Genomic DNA, 23,847 nt, shown 5'->3' with positions numbered 1-23,847 from the left:
GTTAACAGGCGACTACCTGATGGTCACATTGCCAAATTCCGCGTTGATATCGACATTGGCCAGCTGGTTCCGGTTGAAGAATGCGTCTTTGAAATCGGCTGTATTGCGTGTCCATTTAAAGCCGTTGGGCAACTTCATCGTCGCATATGCGCTTTGAATGGTGTAGTCAAAAATCTGCCAATTCTTTGTAAGCAGTGTTATTTCGGCCTTTTTTGATTTGATAGCCAGACTAGTTAAACCAATGGTTGGATAAATGTCCACATTGCCATAGTCCGCGTCCAGCCTGATCACGCCTGCCACCTGGTTCAAATGCAGCCTGGTGTGGTCGCTGGTGAAAGTGAAAACGCCCGACAGATCGGTGCCTTTTAACTCTCCGAAAGAGGTATTCACCTGTCCTTTTCCCCTCAGGTCCACCAGATTGGTGGTACAAAAGTCGGCTTTGAGCTGAATACTGTTCGTCAGGCCTTTGAGCGTAATGGTACCGAACGAATTTTTAAGATCGACGGAGCAGGAGGGAGGCAAATGGATCACATAACGGGCCTTTACATTGGATACAGGCTTATTTTCGCCATCTTTCAGGACAATGTAATTTCTGAGAAAATAATCCTTTCCGTTACGGTCGGCGATATACTGCACTTTGGAAAGATCCGTCGCTGCCGTGTTTCTGTCGGGATGCCTGGCCGATAGTTCCAGGACGATCGTGATCTCGGCTTTGTTCCAGGTCGTCATTTCGATATCTGCCTTTTCAGCTGTAATAAAAAGTGTGCGTACAGCCGGGCTGCCGATGGTTTTTTCGATCGTTTTGGTGGCAACCTGTAAAACTCCCTGTGCCCGTACCTGCCCGATCGTCGCAATCAATGCAAGCGCCGGCAGTGTCGACAAGATGTATCTGTAAAAAATTTTGAGCGGTTTCATGTCTTTTATTTAAATCATTTTGGCCATTTCATTCAAAATATCAGCCTTTTGTTCTTCTAATATTGCAAACTGCCGGATAAGCTCGGCTTCGGTATTATACTCGCCAATCGCCTGCTGTAATTGTACCGACGCTTCATTCAATTTCTCGTATTCGTCTTGCAACTGCTTGTAATCTTTACTGTTACAAACTAGTGTTTCGGTTTCACAATATGCTTTTAACCTTTTATACTGAGCGTCGGTTACTTTTATTTCGTCGTTTTGCAGGCGGGAATCTACTTTTTCAATGGAGTAGGAAACCTGCTGCTGCTGGCCTTTCCCATAGAACAGCATGCCGAGCGATAACCCGACAGCCACCATCGCAGCTGCATAATGCCACCAAAGTAATGTGGGTTTTTTGACAGCAGCATTCGCGGCGATCAGGTCCCAAAGCTTATCGTCCGGTTCATATTCGGGCAATGTATTTAATGCATTGCTCAGCGGGAGCTCGTTCAGTTTTTCATTTAAAGTCGCCCAAACGCGGTCGTCTGGCTCGTAACCTGGCAATTTGCTGATCGCCTTTTTTAGATTATCATGGTTCTTTTCCATATCAGTATCCATTTGAGGAAAGCATGCTGCGAAGTTTCCTTTTGGCGTGAAACAGCTGAGATTTAGAGGTACCTTCTGAAATATTGAGCATTACCGCGATTTCCCGGTGGGTATAACCCTCCACTTCTGCCAGCACGAAAATCGTCCTGAACCCGTCGGGAAGCGATAGGACCGCAGTTTCGAGATGGGCCACATTGATATCATTATTTCCCCAGTCAATGCTTTCATCCATGTAATCCTCCACATTCTGCCACATCACCACTTTTTTCTTTTTGGTCGATTTGCGCACCACGATCTGCTTGATCCAGGCACCGAGTGTTGCCTCTCCGCGGAACTGATCGAGGTGACGGAATATCTCTAAAAAAGCATCCTGTAAAACATCATTGGCATCATCGAAGTCACCGGTAATGCGGTAGGCGAGCGTATACATCGCTTTTTTGTACCGGTCGTAAAGTTGCCGTTGCGCGACCCGGTCGTTCAAAAGGCAACCCGATATCAGCTCCGTCTCAGATGTCATAGATGATTTTTAGTGTCTTCGGGTTAAAGAGGCCCACCCGGAAGCAAATGGTTGTATGCAATGAAAATAAAATTTGATGCTAAGAAACGGAATTTACCCAACAGGTTCTCAAAATGGAATACAGGTCCGTCCAAAGTATCCCATCAGAAGCTATATTTTTAGTATAAAGTCAACTATTTCACTTTGGCAGAAATAGTATAAAATTTGTCATTTCTGCCAATATTTTCATTTTGTAAATTTGTTCCATGATTGAGCCCCGGAAGTGAATGAGGATCAATCGGTACCTAAATGATACAGACATGAAAATTGCAATTAATGGTTTCGGTAGAATAGGCCGTATGACTTTGCGCGCCTTACAAAACAAGGAGAATGTTGAAGTGGTCGCTATCAACGATTTGACTGACATTAAAACCCTTACTCATTTACTCAAATACGATTCATCGCATGGTCATTTCCCTGGCCAGGTTTCGGAAGACGGGACTTATATCAATGTCAATGGTAAAAATATCATTCTGCTGAGTGAGAAAGCGCCGGAGAAATTACCCTGGAAAGATCTTGGAATAGACGTTGTCATTGAATCCACCGGACGGTTTACCGAAAGGGATAAAGCCCAGCTGCATATTGACGCCGGTGCTAAAAAAGTGCTCATTACCGCTCCTGCGACCGGTGGCGTGAAGACCATCGTAAGCGGGGTCAACAATGACATCATTGCCGTCGACGACAACATTTACTCGACTGCTTCCTGTACCACCAATGCTATCGCGCCCGTCCTGCACGTTCTCGACCAGGAATTTGGAATTGAGTCGGGTTATATGAGCACGGTACATGCTTTCACGGCGGATCAGGTATTGCAGGATGCACCCCACCGGGATTTACGGAGAGCGAGAGCGGCCAGTCAGTCGATCATACCTACTACTACCGGCGCGGCAAAAGCGATCGGTGAGGTGCTCCCTAACCTGAAAGGAAAACTGGACGGATTTTCTTACCGGGTGCCGGTTGTGGACGGCTCTATCGTGGATCTTTCGCTCAACCTGACCAAACATGCGTCTGCACAGGAAATTAATGATATATTGAAGGCATATTCGCAAAATCAGTTGAGCGGAGTGCTGGAATACACCGAGGAACAATTTGTGTCGGTCGACATCCTGGGCAATACCCATTCATCGATTGTCGACGGAACGCTGACAAGAAGTATCGGTAACATTGTGAAAGTGGTTGCCTGGTACGACAATGAGGTTGGTATCTCCAATCGTATCTCCGAATTGGTTTCCGAGATTTTAAATACTGTCAAATAAAACAAACCAAATGAACGCATCGGAGCATTCAAAACTGGTTGTCATTGTCGCATTCCCGAACCTGCCTTTATTGGAAATTGCAGGTCCGGGAGATGTTTTTTTTCAGGCGTCCAAAATGGTTTACGAAAAGACCGGGGTTGAAAGTGCTTACAAAGTGATTGTAGTCGCAGCCGATCGTTCCGACCAGGTCGTGACCAGGTCGGGCATTGTCATCAGTACACCCATTAAACGGGACGATATCCAGCAGCCCATCGACACACTCATTATCGCAGGTTACAATTTTGAAAACCCGGTTATCGAAACTTCCGATTTTTATCAATGGGTTTCGGAAACATATTCCAAAGTCCGCCGGATAGGATCTATTTGTGTGGGGACTTTTGCATTGGCGAGGGCCGGGCTTTTGAATAACAAGAACGTAACCACGCATTGGGAGAAAGCGTCGCGATTGAACCGTGAGTATCCTGATGTTCATGTTGATTCTTCGCAGCTTTTCATCAAAGACGGCAATATTTATACCTCAGGCGGCGTATCGTCGGCAACGGACATTTCTCTGGCGCTTGTGGAGGAAGACTATGGCCGTGAAATCGCTGTTTCGGTGGCGCGTCATCTGGTTCTTTATCTCAAACGACCTGGGTATCAATCGCAATTTGGGGACTTGTTGCCTGAGCCGGAAAATACGACATTCAGCAAAATTCAGGAATGGATGATTGCCAATCTGGATAAGGATTTGAGTGTAGAGCAGCTTGCATTGCACAGCAATATGAGCCCGAGGAATTTTGCCCGGGTATTTCTAAAAGAGACCAGCCTGACTCCCGCCAAATTTGTAGAAAAACTCCGAGTCGAAATGGCCCGGAAACTATTGGAGGAAAGCGACCTGAATATGGAGCAGATTGCCACAAAAACCGGGCTGGTAAGTCTGGTGTCGATGCGCAGGGTATTCCTCCGAAACCTCATGATCACGCCCAGTGACTACAAACGCATGTTCAGGACGAGCAGAAGTGAAGTTGAATTTGCATAGAAACAGCCGGATATTTACCACAGATAAATTTTTTTGTACCATCTTCGGCGCATCAAGTTTTTGGTAATTAACATGGCTAAATTATTATCCGGGGCATTAGGCTGGTTATTCATATTGATCTGGATCCCAAGGTCAGCTCTATCGCAGCGCGACACCCTGCGGATCACGGGTTCTTCTTATTTTGACGAAAAGAGGACGCTGGTACTTTGCCAGTACATTTCCGCGAAACTAAAAATACCCGTCAAATACGAAAACATCCCTTCCACCAAGCGAATGCACGAGGTACTCAGGCAGGGAGAGGTGGATTTGGCGATGATGAATACCTTTCAGTACGTTTTTGCCAAGAGTGACCACATTACCAATATTGAGCCATTTGTGATTTTGGGAGACAGTAGTGGTAAAGCCAAAACATACCGCAGCTGCCTCATCGTCAGGCCCGGAAGTCCTTATCATACCATCGGTGAGGTGATTGATGCAGCCGATAAGGTCAAAATAGATTTTGCTTATGTCGCCTCTACTTCCGGGCACATTGTCCCTCGTATGCAGCTGGCCACAGCGGGCGTCCAGTATCCCGAAGCACAGTTTGGAAGCGTCCATTTTTCGGGCGGCCACCTCGAAGCCATCCAGTCGGCGATCGACAAGCGGGCTGATGCTGCATTCGTATCCATTGATGACCTGATGAACTATCAGCTGACTGGCCAGATCGCAAAAGATGCCGTCAGGATCATCTGGACGTCGTATCCGATCATGCAGAGCCCGGTGGTCATCCGGCGAAACTTACCTGATAACCTGAAACAGCAGCTAAGGTCTCTGTTCCTGAACCTGCATCACGACGATCCCGCAGTGTGGAATCATGTCCGGGAGAACTGGGGCGCAGTGGATCCCGTCCGGTTCGTAGATGCTTTCGCGGCCGATTTTATTTCTGTTCAACAGGCGGCTGACAAGGTGGGCAAGCTGGTTTATTTTCTGAACTATTATGAAGAGCGCCTCGCACAGCAATCATTGGAACTGGCGAAAGGAGATGGCCTGATTGAAGGCCAGCGGGCCAAAATCCAACAGCAGAACAAGGTGTTGGACAAGCAGATCATTCAAATCAGGACCCAGGCCGTATCGCTTTATTTGTTGGGATTGATCGTACTCGGCATTGGCGTGATCATTACTTTGGTGGTCCGGGCGAGCAGGTCGAAGCAGCGATTGAATGAAGCATTGATCCTCAAAAACGACCAGCTCGAACAGGCGCTTTCCGACCTGAAACTCGCACAGGATTCGCTCATTCATTCCGAGAAAATGGCGTCGCTGGGTTTGCTGACGGCAGGTGTCGCCCACGAGATCAACAATCCGGTCAATTTTATTTTTACCGGGATCAATGGATTGGAGAAAAATATCAATGCGCTGATGACAGTCATGAGGGCATTGGAGGAAATAGAAAACCTGCCCGCTGAACAGATCGCTTTGCAGCGGGTTAACATTGAACTTGTCAAGAAAAATAACCGCTATGAGGCCGTGAAGGCCAGTTTGGGCGATTTTATCGACGGGATCAGGCTTGGCGCCAAACGTACGGCCGACATTGTCAGCGGGTTACGGAATTTTGCCCGTACCGATGAGTCCGAGCGTAAAATGGCCCATGTCCACGAGTGCCTCGACTCGACGCTGCTACTGCTTCAATTTAAATTCAAGGAAGCCGGTGTTCAACTTTCGAAGCACTATGACGACCAGATTCCCGAAATGGCCTGCTATCCCGGGCCTTTGAACCAGGTATTCATGAACCTGTTTACCAATGCCATTCAAGCCATTGAGGCGAGAACGGACGGGACGGAAGGCCTGATCAATGTCACAACTAAACAGGTTGGAGAGACGGTTGAAATTACAATCAGCGATAATGGAACTGGTATTGAGCCAGAGATACTGGCCAAGATTTTCGATCCTTTTTTTACTACCAAGCAGGTAGGCGAGGGGACAGGGCTGGGGCTGTCGATCACATATGGTATAATCCGCAAGCACCAGGGTACGCTCGAAGTAGAAAGCGAGGTTGGTCACGGTACCAAATTTTTTATTTATCTTCCAACAAATTTAACACTGGCTTAACTAATAAGAGAATTTAGCCTATTATGTTTAATATATATTAACAAAATGGCAATGGAGCAAAAGTCCTATACGATCTTATATGTTGACGATGAGGAGATCAATTTAAAGTTTTTCGCAGCCACGTTTTCATGGGAGTATCATGTGTTGACGGCCCTTTCCGCAGAGGAGGGACTAACCATATTCAAGGAGCATGAGATAGACCTCGTGGTGGCCGATCAGCGCATGCCGGGAATGTCGGGTGTTCAGTTTTTTGAGCAGATCTACCAGCTTAATCCCGAACCCGCACGCATTCTTTTAACGGGATATGGCGATTTGGAAACGCTAGTTCAGGCTGTCAACCAGGGTAAGATATTTCATTTTTTTCATAAGCCCTGGGCGGAAGAGGAATTACAAAGGTTGTTTGAAAGAGCCCTTCAGATCAGAATGCTGCAGCGTGAAAATGAACGGCTTATCCAACATTTGCAGCAAACCAATGAAAACCTTTCGCGGGCATTGGGTGAAGTCGAAACACTGACGACCATGCTGGAAGAAGAGAACCAGCTGCTCCGGGAAGAGGTGAACGAATCGTTCAATTTTGACGATATGGTGAGCCACAGCCCCGTTTTTCAGGAGGTACTGCACCGGACAGCCCGCGTAGCCGTTACCGACGCGACGGTACTGATCACCGGTGAAACGGGTACTGGAAAGGAGCTGCTGGCCAGGGCCGTGCACCGGCTGAGCCACCGCCGCCAAAAGCCATTCATTAAGATCAACTGCGCGGCATTACCGGCCCAGCTGATCGAAAGTGAATTATTTGGGCACGAAAAAGGGGCATTCACGGGCGCCACCTCCGCTCGCCCCGGCCGGTTTGAGCTGGCACATCAGGGTACTATTTTTCTGGATGAGATCGGCGATTTTCCATTGGAGTTACAGGCGAAGCTGCTTCGGGTTTTACAGGAAGGTGAGTTTGACCGGCTGGGCGCTACCAGGACCACTAAGGTCGACGTCCGCGTGATTACCGCCACCCACGTTGACCTTAACGCAGCGGTGCAACAGGGCCGTTTTCGGGCGGACTTGTTTTACAGGCTCAATGTGTTTCCGTTGCATACACCTCCATTACGGGACAGAAAAGAAGATATTCCGCTTTTGGTAAGGCATTTTGTCAAAAAATATGCAGTTAAAAATGGGAAGGTGATCCGCCGGATTTCGAAGAAAACCTATCAGCTTCTGGAAGCACACCATTGGCCGGGCAATATTCGCGAGCTGGAAAATGTGATCGAGCGCGGCATCATTATGAGCAAGGGCGACAAGTTCAAGGTGGACGACTGGTTACTCGAAGATCCGGCACGTTCCCGCAAAACGCCTGGTGAAAGCGGCGCCATTGAATCGCTGGAAGAAAACGAACGTATCCACATTCTCAGGGCACTTCAACAAACGAACTGGCGGGTTACCGGCGACCAGGGTGCCGCACGCCTACTTCTCATCAACGAACGAACGTTGCAATCCCGCATCCGCAAATTGCAGATCCGCAGGCCGAATGGTGCTGATGATTAGTCATCAGTAGCCTTCTGATGAATTTAAGTGACTTTTCGACACTTATAGCAACTATTGCAAACATTTGATTTATCGAAAAAAAACAATTGTATTTTCTCGATAATAGCATGGATTGTTTCGTAATTTTTTCATTTGCAATATTATCTTAATATTAAGGTCGGAGGCTGGAAGTGCGTTTTTTGACTAAATATCATCAAAAACAGTCAGTATCATCAAAATGGAGCTATTTTAATTGTGTAATCTATTGATTTTCAGTTGTATAAACATTGGGTCGCTTTTTGATATAGAAAAGCGAACACTCAATCCTTATCTATGAAAAACAAGGTTTACTATTTGGAAGGCCCTTACTGGACAAAGGGCTTTTTGCCAACCTGCCTGCTTTTAATCACCGGGCTCTGCTTCCCCGCCGTTTCCGGAACCTCGGGAATGGCTGATTCAAACACTGCGACGTATACCAGTGTGGGTTCCGGTTCGACAGCTGTTATTGTTATTGAAAAAATTACCGGTAAAGTGGTTGACGCTGCCAATAGCGAACCACTGGCAGGTGTGAATGTATTGATCAAGGGAAGTTCAAAAGGAACGATCACGGATGCATTCGGTAACTATTCCATTGAAATGGAGAATGGCAGCAATGTGCTGATCTTCTCATTTCTGGGTTTTGTGAGTCAGGAAGTACAGCCTGGAAGCCAGACGGCCGTCAATGTATCTTTAAGTGCAGACCCGAGGCAGCTGAATGAAGTTGTGGTGACTGCATTGGGTATCAAAAAAGAGAAAAAAGCAGTGGGATATGCGGTGCAGGAAGTGAAGGGCGCCACGATGGTAAAAGCCCGCGAACCCAATGCGATCAGCTCTCTGACCGGTAAAGTGGCCGGTTTGACAATTGCCCAAAGTCCTGACCTGTTCTCGAATCCCAATGTGACATTGAGGGGACGTAGCGGTGTTTTGTATGTAGTGGACGGTGTACCTATTAATACGGATTCCTGGAACCTTAGTCCGGACGACATTGAAACTTACTCGGTTCTGAAAGGGGCGAGTGCTGCCGCATTATATGGTAACAGGGGCCAGAATGGTGCGATCATCATTACTACTAAAAAAGGATCCTCGGGTAAGAAGGGTTTTACAGTCGATTTCAATTCCAGCACGCAGTTACAGACTGGTTTCAATGCTATTCCTAAGTACCAGACTGAGTACGGCCCGGGTAGTAACTTCCAATATTCCTTCGTGGATGGCCGCGGCGGTGGTATCAATGACAATGATTACAATATCTGGGGGCCAAGGTTTGAAGGTCAGCCCATTACCCAATATAATAGCGAAAGAGACCCTCAGACAGGCAAGTTGATCCCGCTTCCCTGGCTTGCCAGAGGTAAAGATAACCTGACCAACTTTTTAAGAAACGGGCTTTTGAGCACCAACAACATTGCTATTTCGAATAAAAGTGATTTCGGTGATTTTCGTTTGTCGGTTTCACAGCTGTTTCAGCGCGGGCAGGTTCCTAATACCAAACTGGGCGGAACAACGGTTAACATTGCCGGTGGGATCAATGCAGGTAAAAAGCTGCGTTTTGATGCCAGTATCAACTATAACCGTCAGTATTCTCCCAATTATCCTACATTGGATTACGGTCCTGCCAGCCCGATTTACGTATTTACGGTTTGGGGTGGTGTGGACTATGATGTGAATGACCTGCGCAACTACTGGCAGCCAGGAAAGGAAAACCAGCAGCAGTACAACCGTGAATACACCATTTACGATAACCCCTGGATGACTGCGTATGAGGCTTTGAAAACCTACTATAAGACAGATACTTACGGGTTTGTGCAGGCAAACTATAAAGCTACCGACAACCTGACATTCAACCTGCGCACCAATTTGAGCGCCTGGAACAGAAACCGCAGTACCCGCGCCCCGATATCTTCCAACCTTTACAATTTTGGTTTTCCGAACCAGGCAGGAGGATATTCAGAGACCTATGATAACTTTTTTGAAAACAACACGGAGGCCTCTGTAAAATATGAAAAGCGTTTTGGACAGCAATTTGGCCTGAATGCATCTCTTTATGGAAACCTGCGCTCAGTGAAAGTGAGCTCGCTGTACGGGGTTACCACAAAGGGATTGATCGTGCCGGGCGTTTATGCATTGTCTAACTCGGTGCAGCCTTCAACTTCCAGTAATGATTATGCCAAACGTCAGGTAGGTAGTGTGTATGGTTTTGTGGACATGGATTACAGGGACTTTCTGTTCCTGAACGTGACGGGCCGCGTGGACAAATCAAGTACGATGCCGATTAAGAACAACACCTATTTTTATCCGTCGGCTTCGATGAGCGCTGTGCTTTCGGAAGTGATTTCCTTTCCTCAGAAAATATCGTTCGTGAAATTGAGAGGTTCGTATGCCAACGTGGCGAGTGATTTTGTAAATGAAAATGATCAGTACGGGATTTACAGCTTAATTCCAACCTACTCAAATTCAGGTCGCTGGAACAATTCCTATACCGGCGTAAGTTATACCGGAACTTTGTATAGCGACAATTTGCAGGCTGCGCGCGTGAAAACATTGGAACTGGGTCTTGAAGTACGTTTTTTCCAAAACAGACTGGCTGTTGATGCTGCGATTTTCCGGAATGTGGAAGGCCCTGGTATCGTGAGCGTCCCTACTTCGGTCACTTCCGGCGTATCCGGTATCCAGCAGAATGCCTATACCTACATCAGAAAAGGAGCGGAATTGACCGTCGAAGGAACTGCGATTAAACTGGAAGATTTTTCATGGAATGTAGCGGCTAACTGGTCAACCAATCACCGGTGGCTCAATAAAATCAATGGTACGCAAATGCGCGACGGAAACATCAAGGTGGGTGACCGCTCAGACGGTTACTTTATCAGGGATTTTCAGCGTGACCAGCAGGGAAATATGATCGTGGGTACGAATGGAATGCCAGCTTACAATCCGTATAACTCCAAAATCGGGTACTACGACAACAAGTTCAGCGCCGGGATCAATAACACATTCAAATACAAATCGGTGGTGTTGAGTTTCCAGGTTGATGGCCGCTTTGGTGGAAAAGTAAATAATTACATGTATACCAAGCAGTTTGGTAGCGGAACCGCGCCGGAATCTGCGAGTGAGTTTCGTTTGAAAGACTGGAACAACAGGGATACCGAAGGCTACAAAGGCAGCGTAATGACCGACGGCCAGCGGATTGTAAAAGGTCAGCTGAATACCGACCAGGACGGAAATGTAGTGTCCGACACGCGGGAGTTCGCAACGAACGATGTGCCCGTTCTGTGGCAAGCCTGGGCGACCAACTACTATCAATCGGCTTATGTGGCGGCGAAAAACCGGACTTATGTGAAGCTGAGAGAAGTGGTGATCAGCTACAATTTACCTGCAAAACTTTTGGCAAAAACCCGTTTTGCATCCGCAGCGAGCATTTCTCTCGTGGGTAGAAACCTATTTTACTTCACCGGAAAATATACCCGCAACATCGATCTGGACCAGTTTACAGGAACCACGACAAGTTTCCAGACTCCATCGGTCAAAAGTTTCGGTGCTAACCTCAATCTGACATTTTAATCAAAAGCGCAATGAAAAACCTTAAATATATAATCCTTTCGCTCGCGATTTGCCTGGCATCCTGCGAGGATATCCCCGACCCGCAAAAAGACCCGGGAGCGATCACAAAGCCATCCGCCGATCTGATGCTGACTGGCATTCTGCTGAACACTTATGACTCTCCATGGAGTACCGATCAGCGTCACAACCAGTATATGACCCAGAACGAAGCTTATTATGAAGGACAGCCTTACAGCTGGACCAGTGGAAGTTACGACGGATTTTACACGACATTGAGAAATGTAAACCAGATGGAAATAGAGGCGGAGAAAATGGGCGAGCTGGGTGCACCGTATAAAACGATGGCCAAATTCTTCAAAGCCTACTTTTACAGCCGCGCCACTGAAATGTTCGGCGACATACCGATGACGGAAGCAATGAAAGGTGTAAGCGATCAGAATTTCAAGCCGAAATACGACAGCCAGAAGGATGTTTACATTCAGGTGCTGAAATGGCTGGACGAAGCGAATGCTGAACTTCCTGCATTGATCGAAAAACGTGTCACGGTTCCGAGTGATTTTATCTACAATGGTGATCTTTCCAAATGGCAGAAACTGGTTAACTCCTTCCGTTTGAGAACGTTGATCAGCCTGAGCAATCGCGCCGATGATACCCCTGAATTGAATGTAAAACAACAGTTTGCTACCATTGTGGCGAACCCGGCCAAGTATCCGCTGATCCTTACCAATGCTGACAATTTTCAGATCGTTTACAACACTTTCAATACCTATCCGCTTTGGCCAAGTAATGGAGTAGTCGTTAAAAACGATAAAAGGAACACATTGGGCGCTACTTACGTGGATATTGCCAAAGCGACCCAGGACCCGCGTCTGATGGTTGTTGCTCTTCCCGCCGAAGCGCTCGTGAAAAATACGGACGTATTTGCCAGGTATGGAGGCGGAAAAACCGGTGATCTGCAATCAACATTGCTGGACCAATCGAGTAAGGGTCTTTTGTCGATGATCAACTTTGATTTTTGGGAAACTTCGGCGGCGGGCGTGCCTGCGATCCAGCTGGGCGCACCGGAAGTGAATTTCGCGATAGCAGAAGGCATTAACCGCGGCTGGGCAACCGGTAGTGCCGCTACCTACTATCAGAAAGGCATTGAAGAATCGATGAAATTTTACAGCATCGGCGCTGCGGCGGTTGCGGGTTTTATCGCAGCAAATCCATATCCTGCCACGGCTGCTCAGGGGCTCAATAAAATCCTCGAACAAAAGTATATGTCCTTTTTTGAGAACTCTGGTAAGCAGGCTTTTTACGACTACCGCAGAACAGGTGTGCCTACATTTGATATCGGCCAGGCTAATGCCAATAACAACCAGATCCCAGTGCGCTGGGCTTACCCGACATCGGAATACACTACCAATGAAGTCAATGTGAAAGCTGCGATTCAGGCGCAATACAGCGGTGCTGATACGCAGAATGGTGAAATGTGGCTGGTTAAATAAGGCATTTTTTATATTCCTAAACCTATTAAAATACAGAATGAAAAGTAAATTTCTGGTTCTTTCATTGCTGGCGTGTGCCCTCACAGGGTACGCCCAGCAAACCAAAAACATCGTCCTGATTTCCATTGATGGCTATCGCTGGCAGGAGATCTTCCACGGCGCGGATTCTACATTGATTTTCAATAAAAAATATTATAAACAGGATTCTGCGACTCTTTTTAAGAAATACTGGGCTGCGTCGGCGGTTGAGCGCAGACAGAAACTGATGCCTTTTTTCTGGAAAACAATCGCAGGTAAGGGACAGCTTTATGGCAACAGGGACCTTGGAAACAATGTGAATGTCAAAAATAAATACTGGTTTTCGTATCCCGGACGGAGCGAAACGCTGTGTGGTTTTTATGATGAAAAAATCAATAGCAACAGTTATCCGAACAACCCGAATGAGAATGTCCTAGAATTTTTCGACAAACAAAAAGGCTTCAAGGGTAAGGTAGTCACATTCGCTTCCTGGGACGCCGTGTTCAGGATCGTGAACCGTGAGCGTAACGGAATGCTGGTGAACATTCCGGGTGAAGTTGTGAAAGGGGCAAACTTGTCGGAGGCGCAGGTTCTTGCAAACGAACAGCAGAAATTCATACCGGACTATTTTGGCGACGGTATCCGTTTTGACGCACATACCTATGCTATGACCAAGTCGTACGTCATGGCCAATCATCCCAAAGTGGTTCACATTGATTTTGCCGATCCTGACAATTTTGGACACTCGGGAGAGTACGATTCTTTCCTGGATGCAGCGCATTATCTGGACGCCATGATTGCAAGCCTGTGGGAGACCATGCAAAAGGACCCGTTTTATAAAGACAAAACCACATTTATGATCTATCCCGATCATGGCCGCGGCACTGGCGCGCGCTGGACAAGCCACGGTACCTCGGCGCCTGGGTCTAACGAAACGTTCCTGGCAATCATAGGCCCGGATACACGGGCGGGAGGAGAAATGAAGGACAAAGTGCAGATCTATCAGGACCAGTTTGCGCAGACCGCCGCGCGCATTATGGGATTCAAGTTTACAGCAAACCATCCCGTGGGAGAGGTGGTGCAGTCGGTTTTTAAGAAATGATTGAATGATTGAATGAGTGAATGAGTGAATGAGTGAATGAGTGGGTGTAATTCTAAATTTTTGATTGAATGGCTTCTAAGTATGATTTGATTGTTGTGGGGGCTGGGGCGTTGGGGACGTTTCATGCTTATCACGCTGCGGCTGCTGGAAAGAAAGTGTTGCTTTTGGAAAAAGACCAGCGGCCTGTTAATGCGACGGTCCGCAATTTTGGCATGGTAATCGCCTCGGGTATGGCTGGGAAGTGGTTCGATTACGGCGTGTATGGGACAGCGCTTTACAAATCCATTCAGCAACGTTTTGATGTCTCGGTTCGGAACAATGGTTCGGTATACATTGCTTCCGACGACGATGAGCAGCAGTTGATCCATGAGTTAAAAGCTGCTTATGATACCAAAGGATATGAGTCGCAGCTGCTTTCGCAATCGCAGCTTTTGGCAAAATATCCGTCATTAAAGGCTTCCTATTGCCGGGAAGCGCTTTATTTCCCTCAGGAAGTGAGCGTCGAGCCTAATCTGTTCATTCACAGGATACATCAGTATATGCTCTATTCATTTCCCGGCCTGGAAATGCGGAGGGCGACGGTGGTGACGGAATGCAGTGTTTCGGGCGACAATGTGTTAGTGACGCTTGCAGGTGGCGAACGTCTGTCTGCTGAGCGGGTAGTTGTGGCGTCGGGGCATGAGTTTAAGATACTTTTTCCTGAACTGTTCAAAGAGCAGGATCTGTCGGTCAGTAAGTTGCAGATGCTGAGAACAAAACCATTGCCTTCGCTGGCGTTGCCCGGAAACATTGGTACCGGCCTGAGCATTCGCCGGTACGAAGCCTTTACGGAATGCGCAGGATTTGCCAATATGAAAACACCGGACCATTTGCTGGAATTGGAAAGTTATGGCATTCACATTCTGTTGAAACAAGCGGTCGACGGTACGGTTATCATTGGCGACTCGCATGAGTATGCGAAGATAGGAGAAGAGGAAAACCTTGGGTACGAGCTGAATCAGCACATTAATCAGCTGATGTTGAAAGAGGCAAGCCGGATTGCGGACTTTGATATGACCAATCTGAGCGAAACCTGGGCGGGGTATTATGGCCTGCACGACAAGGAAGAAATCTTCGAACACACCATTGAAGACAAGATTTTTATCACGGTAGGGATTGGAGGGAAGGGTATGACTTGCTCGGCGGGCTATGCGCAGGAGAACATCAGAAAGGTTTTTAACCAATAAAGGCATCAACATGCAAGACAGGAGAAGTTTTATCCAAAATATTGGCCTTGCCGCGGGCACCACATTGCTGGCCCAAAGTGTGTTCGCGATCCCTGCGAGTGAGTCGGGACAAAAGAAAAAGCTTCGGTTCGGTTTCATTACCGATCTCCACCATTTGCAGTTTGGGAAACCGGAAGACGCCCGAATGCAAGGGTTTATAGACGCGGTCATGAAAGAAAACCCGGACTTCATCGTGCAGTGCGGCGATTTTTGCAGGCCGACGAAAACGGCCGGGATAACGGGTATTATGGAGCAATGGAACCGTTTCAAAGGACCCAAATACCATGTGCTGGGCAACCACGATATGGATTTTTGTGATAAGGAAACGATCATGAAAATGTGGGATATGCCGGAGCGATACTACTCTTTCGACCGGGACGGATTTCACTTTGTGGTGATGGACCGCAACTTTCTCAAAAAAGACGACGGTACCCTTGTGGACTACAATGCATCCAACTGGGGGCCACTGCCTTCGCCGAAGAGAAGTTTTACAGATCAGAAACAGCTGGATTGGCTCAAAGAAGACCTGAAAAATGCACAACATCCGGTGATCGTTTTCATGCACCAACCGGTATTTCTCAGTGATTTTTTTGATGAGCTCGGCAATGCCAATGATATCCTGAAAATCTTCGACGAGGCCAATTTCAATGCTGGTAACAAGAAGACAAATAACAAAGTGGCGGCAGTTTTCATGGGGCACGACCATGACGACAGGCACGGTGAGCGAAATGGCGTCCATTATTTTATCATCAACAGCGCTTCCTATGTTTATACCAATAGTGGCGCACACTACTACAAAGATCCGCTCTACGCATTCATTACCCTTGATCCGGCAGGCAAGCTGATCATTGAGGGCCGTAGTACCACGTACATCAAGGAAACTCTCGATGAAGTGCGTGCCCGGTTTCCGACCCGGATCAGTGATCACAGCGTTCGTCTATAATTTTCATCTCACAAAATTAAGTTCCAAATGAAGATATGGGTCAAGGAATGGCTGGCACGTTCCCAAGTGTTTTTTGTTGTCTGGTGTGTGGTGGCGGCCTTCGGAACCTACTTCTGTATGTATGCTTTTCGAAAACCGTTTACGGCCGGAACGTATCAGGATTACGCGCTTTGGGGCTTTCATTACAAGACGGTACTGATTGTGGCGCAAGTGCTGGGGTATATGTGCTCCAAGTGGGTGGGTATCAAGGTTATATCGGAACTCAAACCTTCGTTCAGACAAACGTTGATCGTCGGGCTGATCATTTTCGCAGAACTATCACTTGTACTTTTCGGGCTTGTGCCTGCGCCTTACAACTTTATTTTTCTGTTTTTCAATGGTCTTCCGCTGGGAATGGTGTGGGGTGTGATTTTTAGTTATCTGGAAGGCAGGAAGTTTACCGAGACCTTGGGTATGGGGCTGAGCATCAGCCTGATCGTTTCCTCTGGTTTTCTGAAAACAGTATACTTTCAGATTCACAATGTGTTTCCCGCGCTGACCGAATTTTGGCTCCCTGCTATCATTGGCCTGTTGTTTTCGCCGGCCTTTTTGTTCTTTTCCTGGATGCTGCGTGTCATTCCAGCGCCCAGCGAGTCGGACAAGTTACTGCGTTCGGAGAGGCTGCCCATGAACAGCGCGGATAAGCGACTGGTGATGAGCAATTATGGCTGGGGTATCATGGGTTTTGTACTCATTTATATTCTGCTGGCTACCATGCGGGATTTCAGGGACAATTTTTCGGTAGAGATCTGGAATGAAATTCAGCCAGGTTGGGATAAAACCGTTTTCTCTCAGACAGAAGTGATCAGCGGCTCCATTGTATTATTGTCTGTGGGTTGCATGTCAGCGATCCGTAGCAATTCGAAGGGATTCCTGGCCATTCAGGGATTGATCGCATTTGGTATAGCCATTTGCGGCCTGAGCACATTGGCATTCAGCTACCAGCTGATCGGGCCGTTCAGCTGGATGGTCATATTGGGTACTGGTATGTTTTTAGCTTATACACCCATTCAGGTAGCATTATTTGAGCGCATGATCGCCCTTTTTAAAATAAAGGCGAACGCAGGATTTTTTATGTACATCTGCGACGCATTCGGATACCTCGGCAGTGTAGCGCTGCTGTTTTACAAGGAATTTTTTATGAAGGACCTCAATTGGTCTGGCTTACTGATACAATTCTGCTACGTCGTTGCGGTGGTCGCGCTGTTTGCTCTTGGGTTCAGCCATTTATTTTTTTCCAAAAAAGCTGCCCGGGATTTTCATAAAAAGGAATCATTATCAAATGATGAAAACGCGAAGATTGCCTTGTCTAATTCGCATATTGCATGATTTAAAATAGAAACCATTCATCCTAAATAATAAGCAATGATTAAAATGGTCGTTTTCGACATGGCGGGAACCACGGTCGACGAAAATAATGTGGTATATAAGACGCTGATGCTTGCTATCAATGAAAAGGGCATCAATGTGGCGCTGGATGAAGTGCTGGCCGAAGGTGCCGGAAAGGAAAAGCTACAAGCCATCAGAAGTGTGCTGGCCATAAAGCAGATCGAAGATGAAACATTGGCAAAAGAGATCTTTGAACGCTTTCTCACAATGCTCGATGATGCGTACGCCGAGCAGGATATTTTTGAGCAGCCCAATGCGACAAATGTTTTCAATGCATTGAGAGAGAGTGGTATAGCAGTAGTACTCAATACGGGTTACAACCGCCAGACTGCGGAAGCATTAATAACAAAAATAGGCTGGCAACTAGATGTCAATTTTGACTGTCTGATCACAGCTTCCGACGTAGAACTGAACCGTCCCAACCCGGATATGATCCTGCTGGCAATGAGCCAACTGGGGATAACCGATGGGAGCGAAGTAGCCAAAGTAGGGGACTCGGCGATCGATATTGAAGAAGGACAAAACGCAGGCTGTGGTTTGAGCATTGGGATCACTACGGGGGCACACACGCCTGAGCAGCTGCGCCAGGCCAACCCCGATTACATTATTGGCGACCTCATTGAATTACTGGGGATTTTGGAAAATGCGAATAAGGCATTGGTTTGAGCGGCCATCGGTTTTAATAGTTCACGGGTACCAATTTCTGCCCGGGCTGTTCATTTATGGGCGTGTAAGAAATGTGGAAGACTGGTTACTGAAATTCTGCTTCTTTTAAGCGGCGGCGAGTTGTTGCCTCGCTCAACCGTTTTTGCTAACTTTAAAGCAGTACTGCTCAGGGTTAAAAAAGCCAGTAAATAATCTGCTACCGTGCTACTACTTGAACTTCTTCTTTTTATTGTCGCCGGAATGTTCGCATTTACCGTCAGCAAAATCGCTGAATGGATCGAAACGCAGTTTCCTCCCAAAGAAAAACCGCCCCGCCCCAGGCGCCGTCGCGAAATCAAAGCAGATCTGGACGTGCTTTACAGTTCTTACCGCCAGGGCCTGCTCGACGAAGCACAGTATCTTAATCGGACAGACGAGCTGATAGACCAGCTTGCGGAGCTGACTTATGGGGATTGAGTGGGATGATACCGGTGAAGCCGCATTCAGCCACAGAGCAGCTACGTGTTTGTGGCTCTTAATTTGCATTCTGCGAAAAATTTGGTCACTTTCGACCAAATTTGCACACTATACTTTTGAATTTAATGAGTGTATCAACTTACGATACAGAGAAGATCAATACCGAAGATTATATCGACACTGTACCCGGCATTGATATCATGGATTCTCGTCGGTTTTTCAGCGAGGGACGTAATGGGAGGTTCGAGCTACGGGCCTTTATCACTAGGATAAGGCATGATTCGAGGCGAGAACTGTTTAATATTGGTTTTGGGGTATGGGATCAGACACGGCAAGCGGTGGATGATAAAATTCAGACCAGAAATGATGATATGCGTCTGATCTTGGGTACGATTACGGTCATTGTACTAGAATTTTTGCAAAATTATCCTTTTGCGTACGTGTACGCCGAGGGCAGCACGCTAGCAAGAACAAGACTTTACCAACGGGAAATTTCGAAGATTTTGGATGAGCTTCCTGGCGATTTACTGCTATATGGTTTGATTAGTGCAGAGGATATCGGTTTTATCAAATTCCGTCGTGGGATAAATTTTGAAGGGTTTTTGTTATCCCTAAGTAATCGCTAAATTTGAATGTAACACACCATTATTATGTCGACAATCACAGCCAAAAAATCTGAAAAAGCGGTAGCAACAGCCAAATCTGACCCTGTAACTCCGGTCGAGCAACAAATAGATGTTATCGTCAAAAAAACTTATCGCATGGCTGAAACTTTGAAGAAATATCCTCTTCCAGGCAAATAGATTTATTTTTCTGTTTGATTTCGACATTGGCGCTTCATGGCCTCGCCGTTTTTTTTATCCACGGATTGTATGACCAACCAAGAAGCAATCTCACTAATCAGCAAAGGAATTCCACAAGGAAGCAAACCCCAGAAATGGGCTGACCTGGGCTGTGGGGGTGGTACGTTTACAGTGGCTTTGGCAACGATATTGCCTTTTGGTAGCCAGATTGTTGCGGTGGATAAAAGTATGCAACAGCTGGAAAAAACGATGGGCAATGGTGTTTCAGTTAATTTTATCCAGGCTGATTTTGAACAAATCGATTTGGAACTGACGGATCTGGACGGAATTTTGCTCGCCAATTCACTGCATTATGTGAAGGATAAAATTACATTGATTCAAAGGCTGGAAAAGTACCTTATCACTGACAAAAGATTCCTGATCGTGGAATACGATACACTAAGCGCGAACAAATGGGTGCCGTACCCGATTGATTTTATTCGTCTCGAAGAGCTGTTTGCGGATTTGAACTATCGTTCAGTTGTGAAACTGTCCGAGCGGAAGTCTCTGTATGGGCGGGGCAATTTGTATGCGGCGGCGATTATTTAATAAATTAGCCTAAACAACATTGACCTAAATCTTTAAACCAATGGCTAAAACAGACTATCAATCCATTGACGAATACCACCAGGCATTCCCCGAGCATGTGCAGGAAAGACTGCAGATTATCCGTAAGCTCGTTCATAAAATAGCCCCGGAAGCAGAAGAGGTGATCAGTTACCAGATTCCTGCTTTCAAAATCGGCAAAAAGTTTTTGATCTACTACGCAGGGTTTGCAAAACACATCACCATTTCCAATCCATGGAGCGACGTGTTCCTGACAGCGTTCGCCTCGGAACTAAAAGGGCTGAAAGTTTCGAAATCCGCTATTCAACTTCCTTTGGACAAGCCTTTTCCAGCAGATTTTGTGGAGCGGGTCCTGAAATTCAGAAAGGAAGAAACTGACGCGACAAAGTAAAATACAGTTGCGCGGAAAGATCGAATCTCTTGCTATAAAGCCGGACAATTACTGTTCAGAAATGAACACTTTTCCAAGTTGTATTTGATTGTAAATTACTGAATGATAGTGCATTGTGAATCCTTCTAGTTGCTGGCAAACTATTTTATCAGCAAATATAGGACTAATGGATGATCATGAACCGAGCCTACCTGGGAGAGTTTGAAGAAATTGTATTGCTGACCGTCGCCGCGCTCGATGGTAACGCATATGGCGTGGTACTCACGCACGAAATTGCCGAGCAAACCGGACGCTCGGTGAGGTTGAACCAGATCCATTCTGCATTACAAAGGCTGGAAGAAAAGGGAATGGTGAAATCGGATATGGGCGAGCCCACTGCCGAACGCGGCGGGCGACGTAAGCGGCTATACTCCGTGACGGCTTACGGCCAGCGCACATTGCAGCAGGTGAGGGAAGTGCGCGAAAACCTGTGGTCACGTCTCGTGAAACCCTTTAATCTCGCCATCGACTTATGAAACCAGACCCTCGTAAACCACCTGTCCTGGCCGAAAAGCTTCTTCGCTGGATTTGCGCCCCGCATCAGGTCGAAAGCATTCTGGGTGATCTCCATGAAGAATTCATTTTTCAGGCCAAAAAAGTGGGTTTGCAAAAAGCCCGGCTTTTTTACTGGTGTGAAGCCCTCGGTTTTATCAAACTCAGATACATTAAAAGGAAGAAATCACCCTATTCATCCACTTTTATATTTAGCCATGATATGATCCGTAACTATTTCACCATTGCCTGGCGCACGCTGTCACACAGCAAGGTCTACTCGTTTATCAATGTCATCGGCCTGAGTATCGGACTGGCGGCGGCTATGCTGATTTTGCTTTATACCAAAGACGAAGTCAGTTTTGATCAGTTTCATGCCAATAATCCGAACATTTATCGCATTACCAGTCAGTTCATTTCCACCACGGGTCAGCAGAAGGGGCTAGGTGCCAATACGGGTTTTCTTCAAGGTCCCAAGTTTGCCGCCGGAGTGCCTGAAATCCTGCACGCAGTCCGCTATCACGGTCACCGAAACGATATTAAAAAGGGCAATGAGATTAAAAGTGAAGAGGTTTTTCGTGTTGATTCGTCTTTCTTTTCAATATTCTCGTTTCCATTGCTGAGCGGGAACCCGCAAACTGCATTGAAGGAACCCAGGTCCGTGGTTATTTCTGAGGAAATGGCGGAGAAGCATTTTGGCAACAAGAATGTGCTCGGAAAGACGATCCTGATGAAGGACAGTTTTGATAAAGATGCCCGGTTTGAGCCATTTACAGTCACCGGTGTGGCGCAAAAATCGCCTCAAAATTCGTCCATTAAGTTCAACTTCCTGATCCCGATCGTGACCAATCACGGCGAAATGGAGCGCAGCCAGAACTGGTTTAATACATTCCTGAACACATTTGTGGTGCTCGCGCCGGGGACGAATGTCAGCCTTGTGGAAAAGAAGATGAACCTCGTTTACAATGCGGATGCGAAGGAAGCCATTAAAGAAGTTGCCGCCAAATTTGGAGTGACCGACCGAAAAGTGTATCGCCTTCAACCCTTCACGGAGATGCATTTGAGCGCCGATCTGCCTGCTGACAATGGCCTTACCGATCATAGCAACCCGCAGTTGTCCTACATTTTGACTGGTATCGCGCTTTTTATCCTCACCATTGCCTGTATCAATTTCGTAAACCTGACGGTTGCGCGGTCGTTGAAACGTGCTAAGGAAATAGGGGTACGGAAAGTGATTGGTGGTGGCCGCATGCAACTGGTTGTTCAGTTTTTGGGTGAATCGTTTTTGCTTTGTCTGGCGGCATTCATTTTTGCGCTGGCGCTGGTGCAGCTTACATTGCCTACATTCAATCACTTGGCCAACAAAGCATTGGCGATATCTTATCTTTTTGATATCAAACTGATACTCGGTTATCTGCTGCTCTTTTTTGCCACCGGTTTGCTTGCCGGCTTTTATCCTGCACTGGTATTATCGGGTTATGATCCGGTCAAAACGTTGTACAACCGGATGCAGCTTTCTGGCAAAAACTACCTGCAGACTTCTTTAGTCGTACTGCAGTTTACCATTGCCTCCTTTCTGATTATTGGTACCCTTACTATCAATTCTCAGTTCAATTATCTGATCAATAAGGATTTGGGATATAATGACGAGCATTTGATCAGTGTGGAAAAGAATAATCTCACTCGGGAGGAAGCGCATTTGCTGACATTGGAATTAGAAAAAGACCCTAACATCATTGCCGTGGCTCCCAAGAATGGCGGCCGATGGAATACCGCAGCAAAAGTGAGTGGAAACATAGAATTACAATTTGCCTACGAAACCATTGACCCTCAATTTTTGCCGACAATTCAGGTTCCCATTGTGAATGGCCGCAATTTTTCAGACGCATTCCCAGCAGACTCTGCGCGGTCAGTGCTGGTGAATGAGACATTTGTAAAACAGGCTGGCTGGAAAGATCCGATCGGGCAAATTGTTGATTTTTGGTATGACAATCTCAAATACACGGTGGTAGGAGTTGTAAGAGATTACCATTATACTAGCCTCAATGAAAAAATTGGCCCACAACTGTTCACAATGAAGCCTAGGAATCAGTACGGAAGGTTTTTTGTCAAGATCAAAGCGGGAACGGAATCGACGAGCCTCCGTCACATTGGTGAAACTTACACAAAGCTGTTTCCGCTCGATCCGTACACTTACAAATTCATTGACGATGAAAATCAGAAACGCTATGAATCAGAAGCGAAATGGAAGCAAATCATGCTTTTTGGCACGGTACTGACCATTTTCATTTCCTGTATTGGCTTGTTTGGGCTTGCTACACTTTCTGCGGAGCGGCGTACAAAAGAGATCGGCGTTCGCAAAGTGATGGGAGCATCAGTTACCAGTATCGCGCGGTTGCTTACTTCCGATTTTCTGAAACTGGTATGCATCTCATTCGTTTTTGCTTTTCCACTGGCTTACTATGCGATTGACAAATGGCTGCAAAACTATCCATACCGCGTTGATGTCAGCGCAGTTACATTTCTGGAAGCTGCGCTGATGGCCGTAGTTGTCGCCTTTCTGACGGTAAGTTTTCAATCGGTCCGGGCTGCGTTGATGAACCCGGTCAAAAGTCTGCGGAGCGAATGAC

21 protein-coding genes are annotated in these 23,847 nt (G+C 46.8%); 18 read left to right on the top strand and 3 right to left on the bottom strand.

All coding sequences use genetic code 11. The features are described from left to right. Window positions 1-12: 12 nt before the first annotated feature. From ON006_RS12755 to ON006_RS12745, 3 genes are read right to left on the bottom strand one after another with little or no spacing between them, the layout of a single operon-like run. The gene (locus ON006_RS12755; protein ID WP_244820175.1) at window positions 13-915 is read right to left on the bottom strand and encodes a hypothetical protein; all 903 of its coding nucleotides are present in this window, start codon (window positions 913-915) and stop codon (window positions 13-15) included. 9 nt (window positions 916-924) lie between these two features. Beyond that, the gene (locus tag ON006_RS12750) at window positions 925-1,500 is read right to left on the bottom strand and encodes a hypothetical protein (RefSeq protein ID WP_244820174.1); all 576 of its coding nucleotides are present in this window, start codon (window positions 1,498-1,500) and stop codon (window positions 925-927) included. A gap of 1 nt (window position 1,501) precedes the next feature. Next, window positions 1,502-2,017 carry an RNA polymerase sigma factor gene (locus tag ON006_RS12745; RefSeq protein WP_244820173.1) on the bottom strand — a complete coding sequence of 172 codons (516 nt, stop codon included), beginning with the start codon at window positions 2,015-2,017 and terminating at the stop codon, window positions 1,502-1,504. 299 nt (window positions 2,018-2,316) lie between these two features. On the opposite strand from ON006_RS12745, the gene gap reads away from it, so the two are divergent. From gap to ON006_RS12655, 18 genes are all read left to right on the top strand, one after another. Continuing rightward, window positions 2,317-3,312 carry a type I glyceraldehyde-3-phosphate dehydrogenase gene (gene gap / locus ON006_RS12740; RefSeq protein ID WP_244820172.1) on the top strand — a complete coding sequence of 332 codons (996 nt, stop codon included), beginning with the start codon at window positions 2,317-2,319 and terminating at the stop codon, window positions 3,310-3,312. 10 nt (window positions 3,313-3,322) lie between these two features. Next, a complete protein-coding gene (locus tag ON006_RS12735) occupies window positions 3,323-4,330 on the top strand; it encodes a GlxA family transcriptional regulator (protein WP_244820171.1) in 1,008 nt (335 codons plus the stop codon). A gap of 72 nt (window positions 4,331-4,402) precedes the next feature. Further along, window positions 4,403-6,415 (top strand): sensor histidine kinase, encoded by a 2,013-nt coding sequence (locus ON006_RS12730; RefSeq protein WP_244820170.1) that lies wholly within the window; start codon window positions 4,403-4,405, stop codon window positions 6,413-6,415. Between the two features lie 51 nt (window positions 6,416-6,466). Next, window positions 6,467-7,948 (top strand): sigma-54-dependent transcriptional regulator, encoded by a 1,482-nt coding sequence (locus ON006_RS12725; protein ID WP_244820169.1) that lies wholly within the window; start codon window positions 6,467-6,469, stop codon window positions 7,946-7,948. Between the two features lie 312 nt (window positions 7,949-8,260). After that, window positions 8,261-11,518: a SusC/RagA family TonB-linked outer membrane protein gene (locus ON006_RS12720; protein WP_244820168.1), complete on the top strand. Its 3,258-nt coding sequence runs from the start codon at window positions 8,261-8,263 to the stop codon at window positions 11,516-11,518. 11 nt (window positions 11,519-11,529) lie between these two features. Next, complete coding sequence (locus tag ON006_RS12715; RefSeq protein ID WP_244820167.1) at window positions 11,530-13,008, top strand: SusD/RagB family nutrient-binding outer membrane lipoprotein; 1,479 nt, start codon at window positions 11,530-11,532, stop codon at window positions 13,006-13,008. Between the two features lie 37 nt (window positions 13,009-13,045). Continuing rightward, complete coding sequence (locus ON006_RS12710; protein ID WP_244820166.1) at window positions 13,046-14,128, top strand: alkaline phosphatase family protein; 1,083 nt, start codon at window positions 13,046-13,048, stop codon at window positions 14,126-14,128. A gap of 68 nt (window positions 14,129-14,196) precedes the next feature. Next, entirely contained in the window at window positions 14,197-15,354 is a 1,158-nt protein-coding gene (locus tag ON006_RS12705; RefSeq protein ID WP_244820165.1) for a TIGR03364 family FAD-dependent oxidoreductase, read from the top strand. A gap of 10 nt (window positions 15,355-15,364) precedes the next feature. After that, entirely contained in the window at window positions 15,365-16,336 is a 972-nt protein-coding gene (locus ON006_RS12700) for a metallophosphoesterase family protein (protein WP_244820164.1), read from the top strand. Between the two features lie 27 nt (window positions 16,337-16,363). Next, on the top strand, window positions 16,364-17,704 hold the full coding sequence (locus ON006_RS12695) for a DUF5690 family protein (protein ID WP_244820163.1): 1,341 nt from the start codon (window positions 16,364-16,366) through the stop codon (window positions 17,702-17,704). A gap of 36 nt (window positions 17,705-17,740) precedes the next feature. Beyond that, complete coding sequence (locus ON006_RS12690; RefSeq protein WP_244820162.1) at window positions 17,741-18,430, top strand: phosphonatase-like hydrolase; 690 nt, start codon at window positions 17,741-17,743, stop codon at window positions 18,428-18,430. A 201-nt stretch (window positions 18,431-18,631) separates the two neighbouring features. After that, window positions 18,632-18,886: a hypothetical protein gene (locus ON006_RS12685; RefSeq protein WP_244820161.1), complete on the top strand. Its 255-nt coding sequence runs from the start codon at window positions 18,632-18,634 to the stop codon at window positions 18,884-18,886. Window positions 18,887-19,011: 125 nt separating this feature from the next. Beyond that, entirely contained in the window at window positions 19,012-19,512 is a 501-nt protein-coding gene (locus ON006_RS12680; RefSeq protein WP_244820160.1) for a DUF6934 family protein, read from the top strand. A gap of 24 nt (window positions 19,513-19,536) precedes the next feature. Beyond that, window positions 19,537-19,689 (top strand): hypothetical protein, encoded by a 153-nt coding sequence (locus ON006_RS12675; protein WP_244820159.1) that lies wholly within the window; start codon window positions 19,537-19,539, stop codon window positions 19,687-19,689. Window positions 19,690-19,758: 69 nt separating this feature from the next. Beyond that, window positions 19,759-20,277, top strand: coding sequence for a class I SAM-dependent methyltransferase (locus ON006_RS12670; RefSeq protein ID WP_244820158.1), 519 nt, complete (start codon window positions 19,759-19,761; stop codon window positions 20,275-20,277). Between the two features lie 40 nt (window positions 20,278-20,317). After that, window positions 20,318-20,686, top strand: a complete 369-nt coding sequence (locus ON006_RS12665) for an iron chaperone (protein WP_244820157.1) — start codon at window positions 20,318-20,320, stop codon at window positions 20,684-20,686. 176 nt (window positions 20,687-20,862) lie between these two features. Beyond that, window positions 20,863-21,201, top strand: coding sequence for a PadR family transcriptional regulator (locus tag ON006_RS12660; protein ID WP_244820156.1), 339 nt, complete (start codon window positions 20,863-20,865; stop codon window positions 21,199-21,201). Continuing rightward, entirely contained in the window at window positions 21,198-23,846 is a 2,649-nt protein-coding gene (locus ON006_RS12655; RefSeq protein ID WP_244820155.1) for an ABC transporter permease, read from the top strand. The genes ON006_RS12660 and ON006_RS12655 overlap by 4 nt, the downstream gene beginning before the upstream one ends. Window position 23,847: the final 1 nt, after the last annotated feature.

This window comes from Dyadobacter pollutisoli, from assembly GCF_026625565.1.
Lineage (GTDB): Bacteria > Bacteroidota > Bacteroidia > Cytophagales > Spirosomataceae > Dyadobacter > Dyadobacter pollutisoli.
The sequence above is the reverse complement of the archived record's forward strand: the minus strand, read 5'-3'. Positions and strand labels throughout refer to the sequence as shown.

Bases quoted from the DNA above. Each gene is read 5' to 3' on its own strand.
- ON006_RS12660 (WP_244820156.1), top strand. From the start codon at position 20,863: ATGAACCGAGCCTACCTGGGAGAGTTTGAAGAAATTGTATTGCTGACC.
- ON006_RS12725 (WP_244820169.1), top strand. From the start codon at position 6,467: ATGGAGCAAAAGTCCTATACGATCTTATATGTTGACGATGAGGAGATC.
- ON006_RS12715 (WP_244820167.1), top strand. From the start codon at position 11,530: ATGAAAAACCTTAAATATATAATCCTTTCGCTCGCGATTTGCCTGGCA.
- ON006_RS12690 (WP_244820162.1), top strand. From the start codon at position 17,741: ATGATTAAAATGGTCGTTTTCGACATGGCGGGAACCACGGTCGACGAA.
- ON006_RS12695 (WP_244820163.1), top strand. From the start codon at position 16,364: ATGAAGATATGGGTCAAGGAATGGCTGGCACGTTCCCAAGTGTTTTTT.
- ON006_RS12710 (WP_244820166.1), top strand. From the start codon at position 13,046: ATGAAAAGTAAATTTCTGGTTCTTTCATTGCTGGCGTGTGCCCTCACA.
- ON006_RS12730 (WP_244820170.1), top strand. From the start codon at position 4,403: ATGGCTAAATTATTATCCGGGGCATTAGGCTGGTTATTCATATTGATC.
- ON006_RS12700 (WP_244820164.1), top strand. From the start codon at position 15,365: ATGCAAGACAGGAGAAGTTTTATCCAAAATATTGGCCTTGCCGCGGGC.
- ON006_RS12720 (WP_244820168.1), top strand. From the start codon at position 8,261: ATGAAAAACAAGGTTTACTATTTGGAAGGCCCTTACTGGACAAAGGGC.
- ON006_RS12675 (WP_244820159.1), top strand. From the start codon at position 19,537: ATGTCGACAATCACAGCCAAAAAATCTGAAAAAGCGGTAGCAACAGCC.
- ON006_RS12655 (WP_244820155.1), top strand. From the start codon at position 21,198: ATGAAACCAGACCCTCGTAAACCACCTGTCCTGGCCGAAAAGCTTCTT.
- ON006_RS12735 (WP_244820171.1), top strand. From the start codon at position 3,323: ATGAACGCATCGGAGCATTCAAAACTGGTTGTCATTGTCGCATTCCCG.
- ON006_RS12665 (WP_244820157.1), top strand. From the start codon at position 20,318: ATGGCTAAAACAGACTATCAATCCATTGACGAATACCACCAGGCATTC.
- ON006_RS12705 (WP_244820165.1), top strand. From the start codon at position 14,197: ATGGCTTCTAAGTATGATTTGATTGTTGTGGGGGCTGGGGCGTTGGGG.
- gap (WP_244820172.1), top strand. From the start codon at position 2,317: ATGAAAATTGCAATTAATGGTTTCGGTAGAATAGGCCGTATGACTTTG.
- ON006_RS12670 (WP_244820158.1), top strand. From the start codon at position 19,759: ATGACCAACCAAGAAGCAATCTCACTAATCAGCAAAGGAATTCCACAA.
- ON006_RS12745 (WP_244820173.1), bottom strand. From the start codon at position 2,017: ATGACATCTGAGACGGAGCTGATATCGGGTTGCCTTTTGAACGACCGG.
- ON006_RS12755 (WP_244820175.1), bottom strand. From the start codon at position 915: ATGAAACCGCTCAAAATTTTTTACAGATACATCTTGTCGACACTGCCG.
- ON006_RS12750 (WP_244820174.1), bottom strand. From the start codon at position 1,500: ATGGAAAAGAACCATGATAATCTAAAAAAGGCGATCAGCAAATTGCCA.
- ON006_RS12680 (WP_244820160.1), top strand. From the start codon at position 19,012: ATGAGTGTATCAACTTACGATACAGAGAAGATCAATACCGAAGATTAT.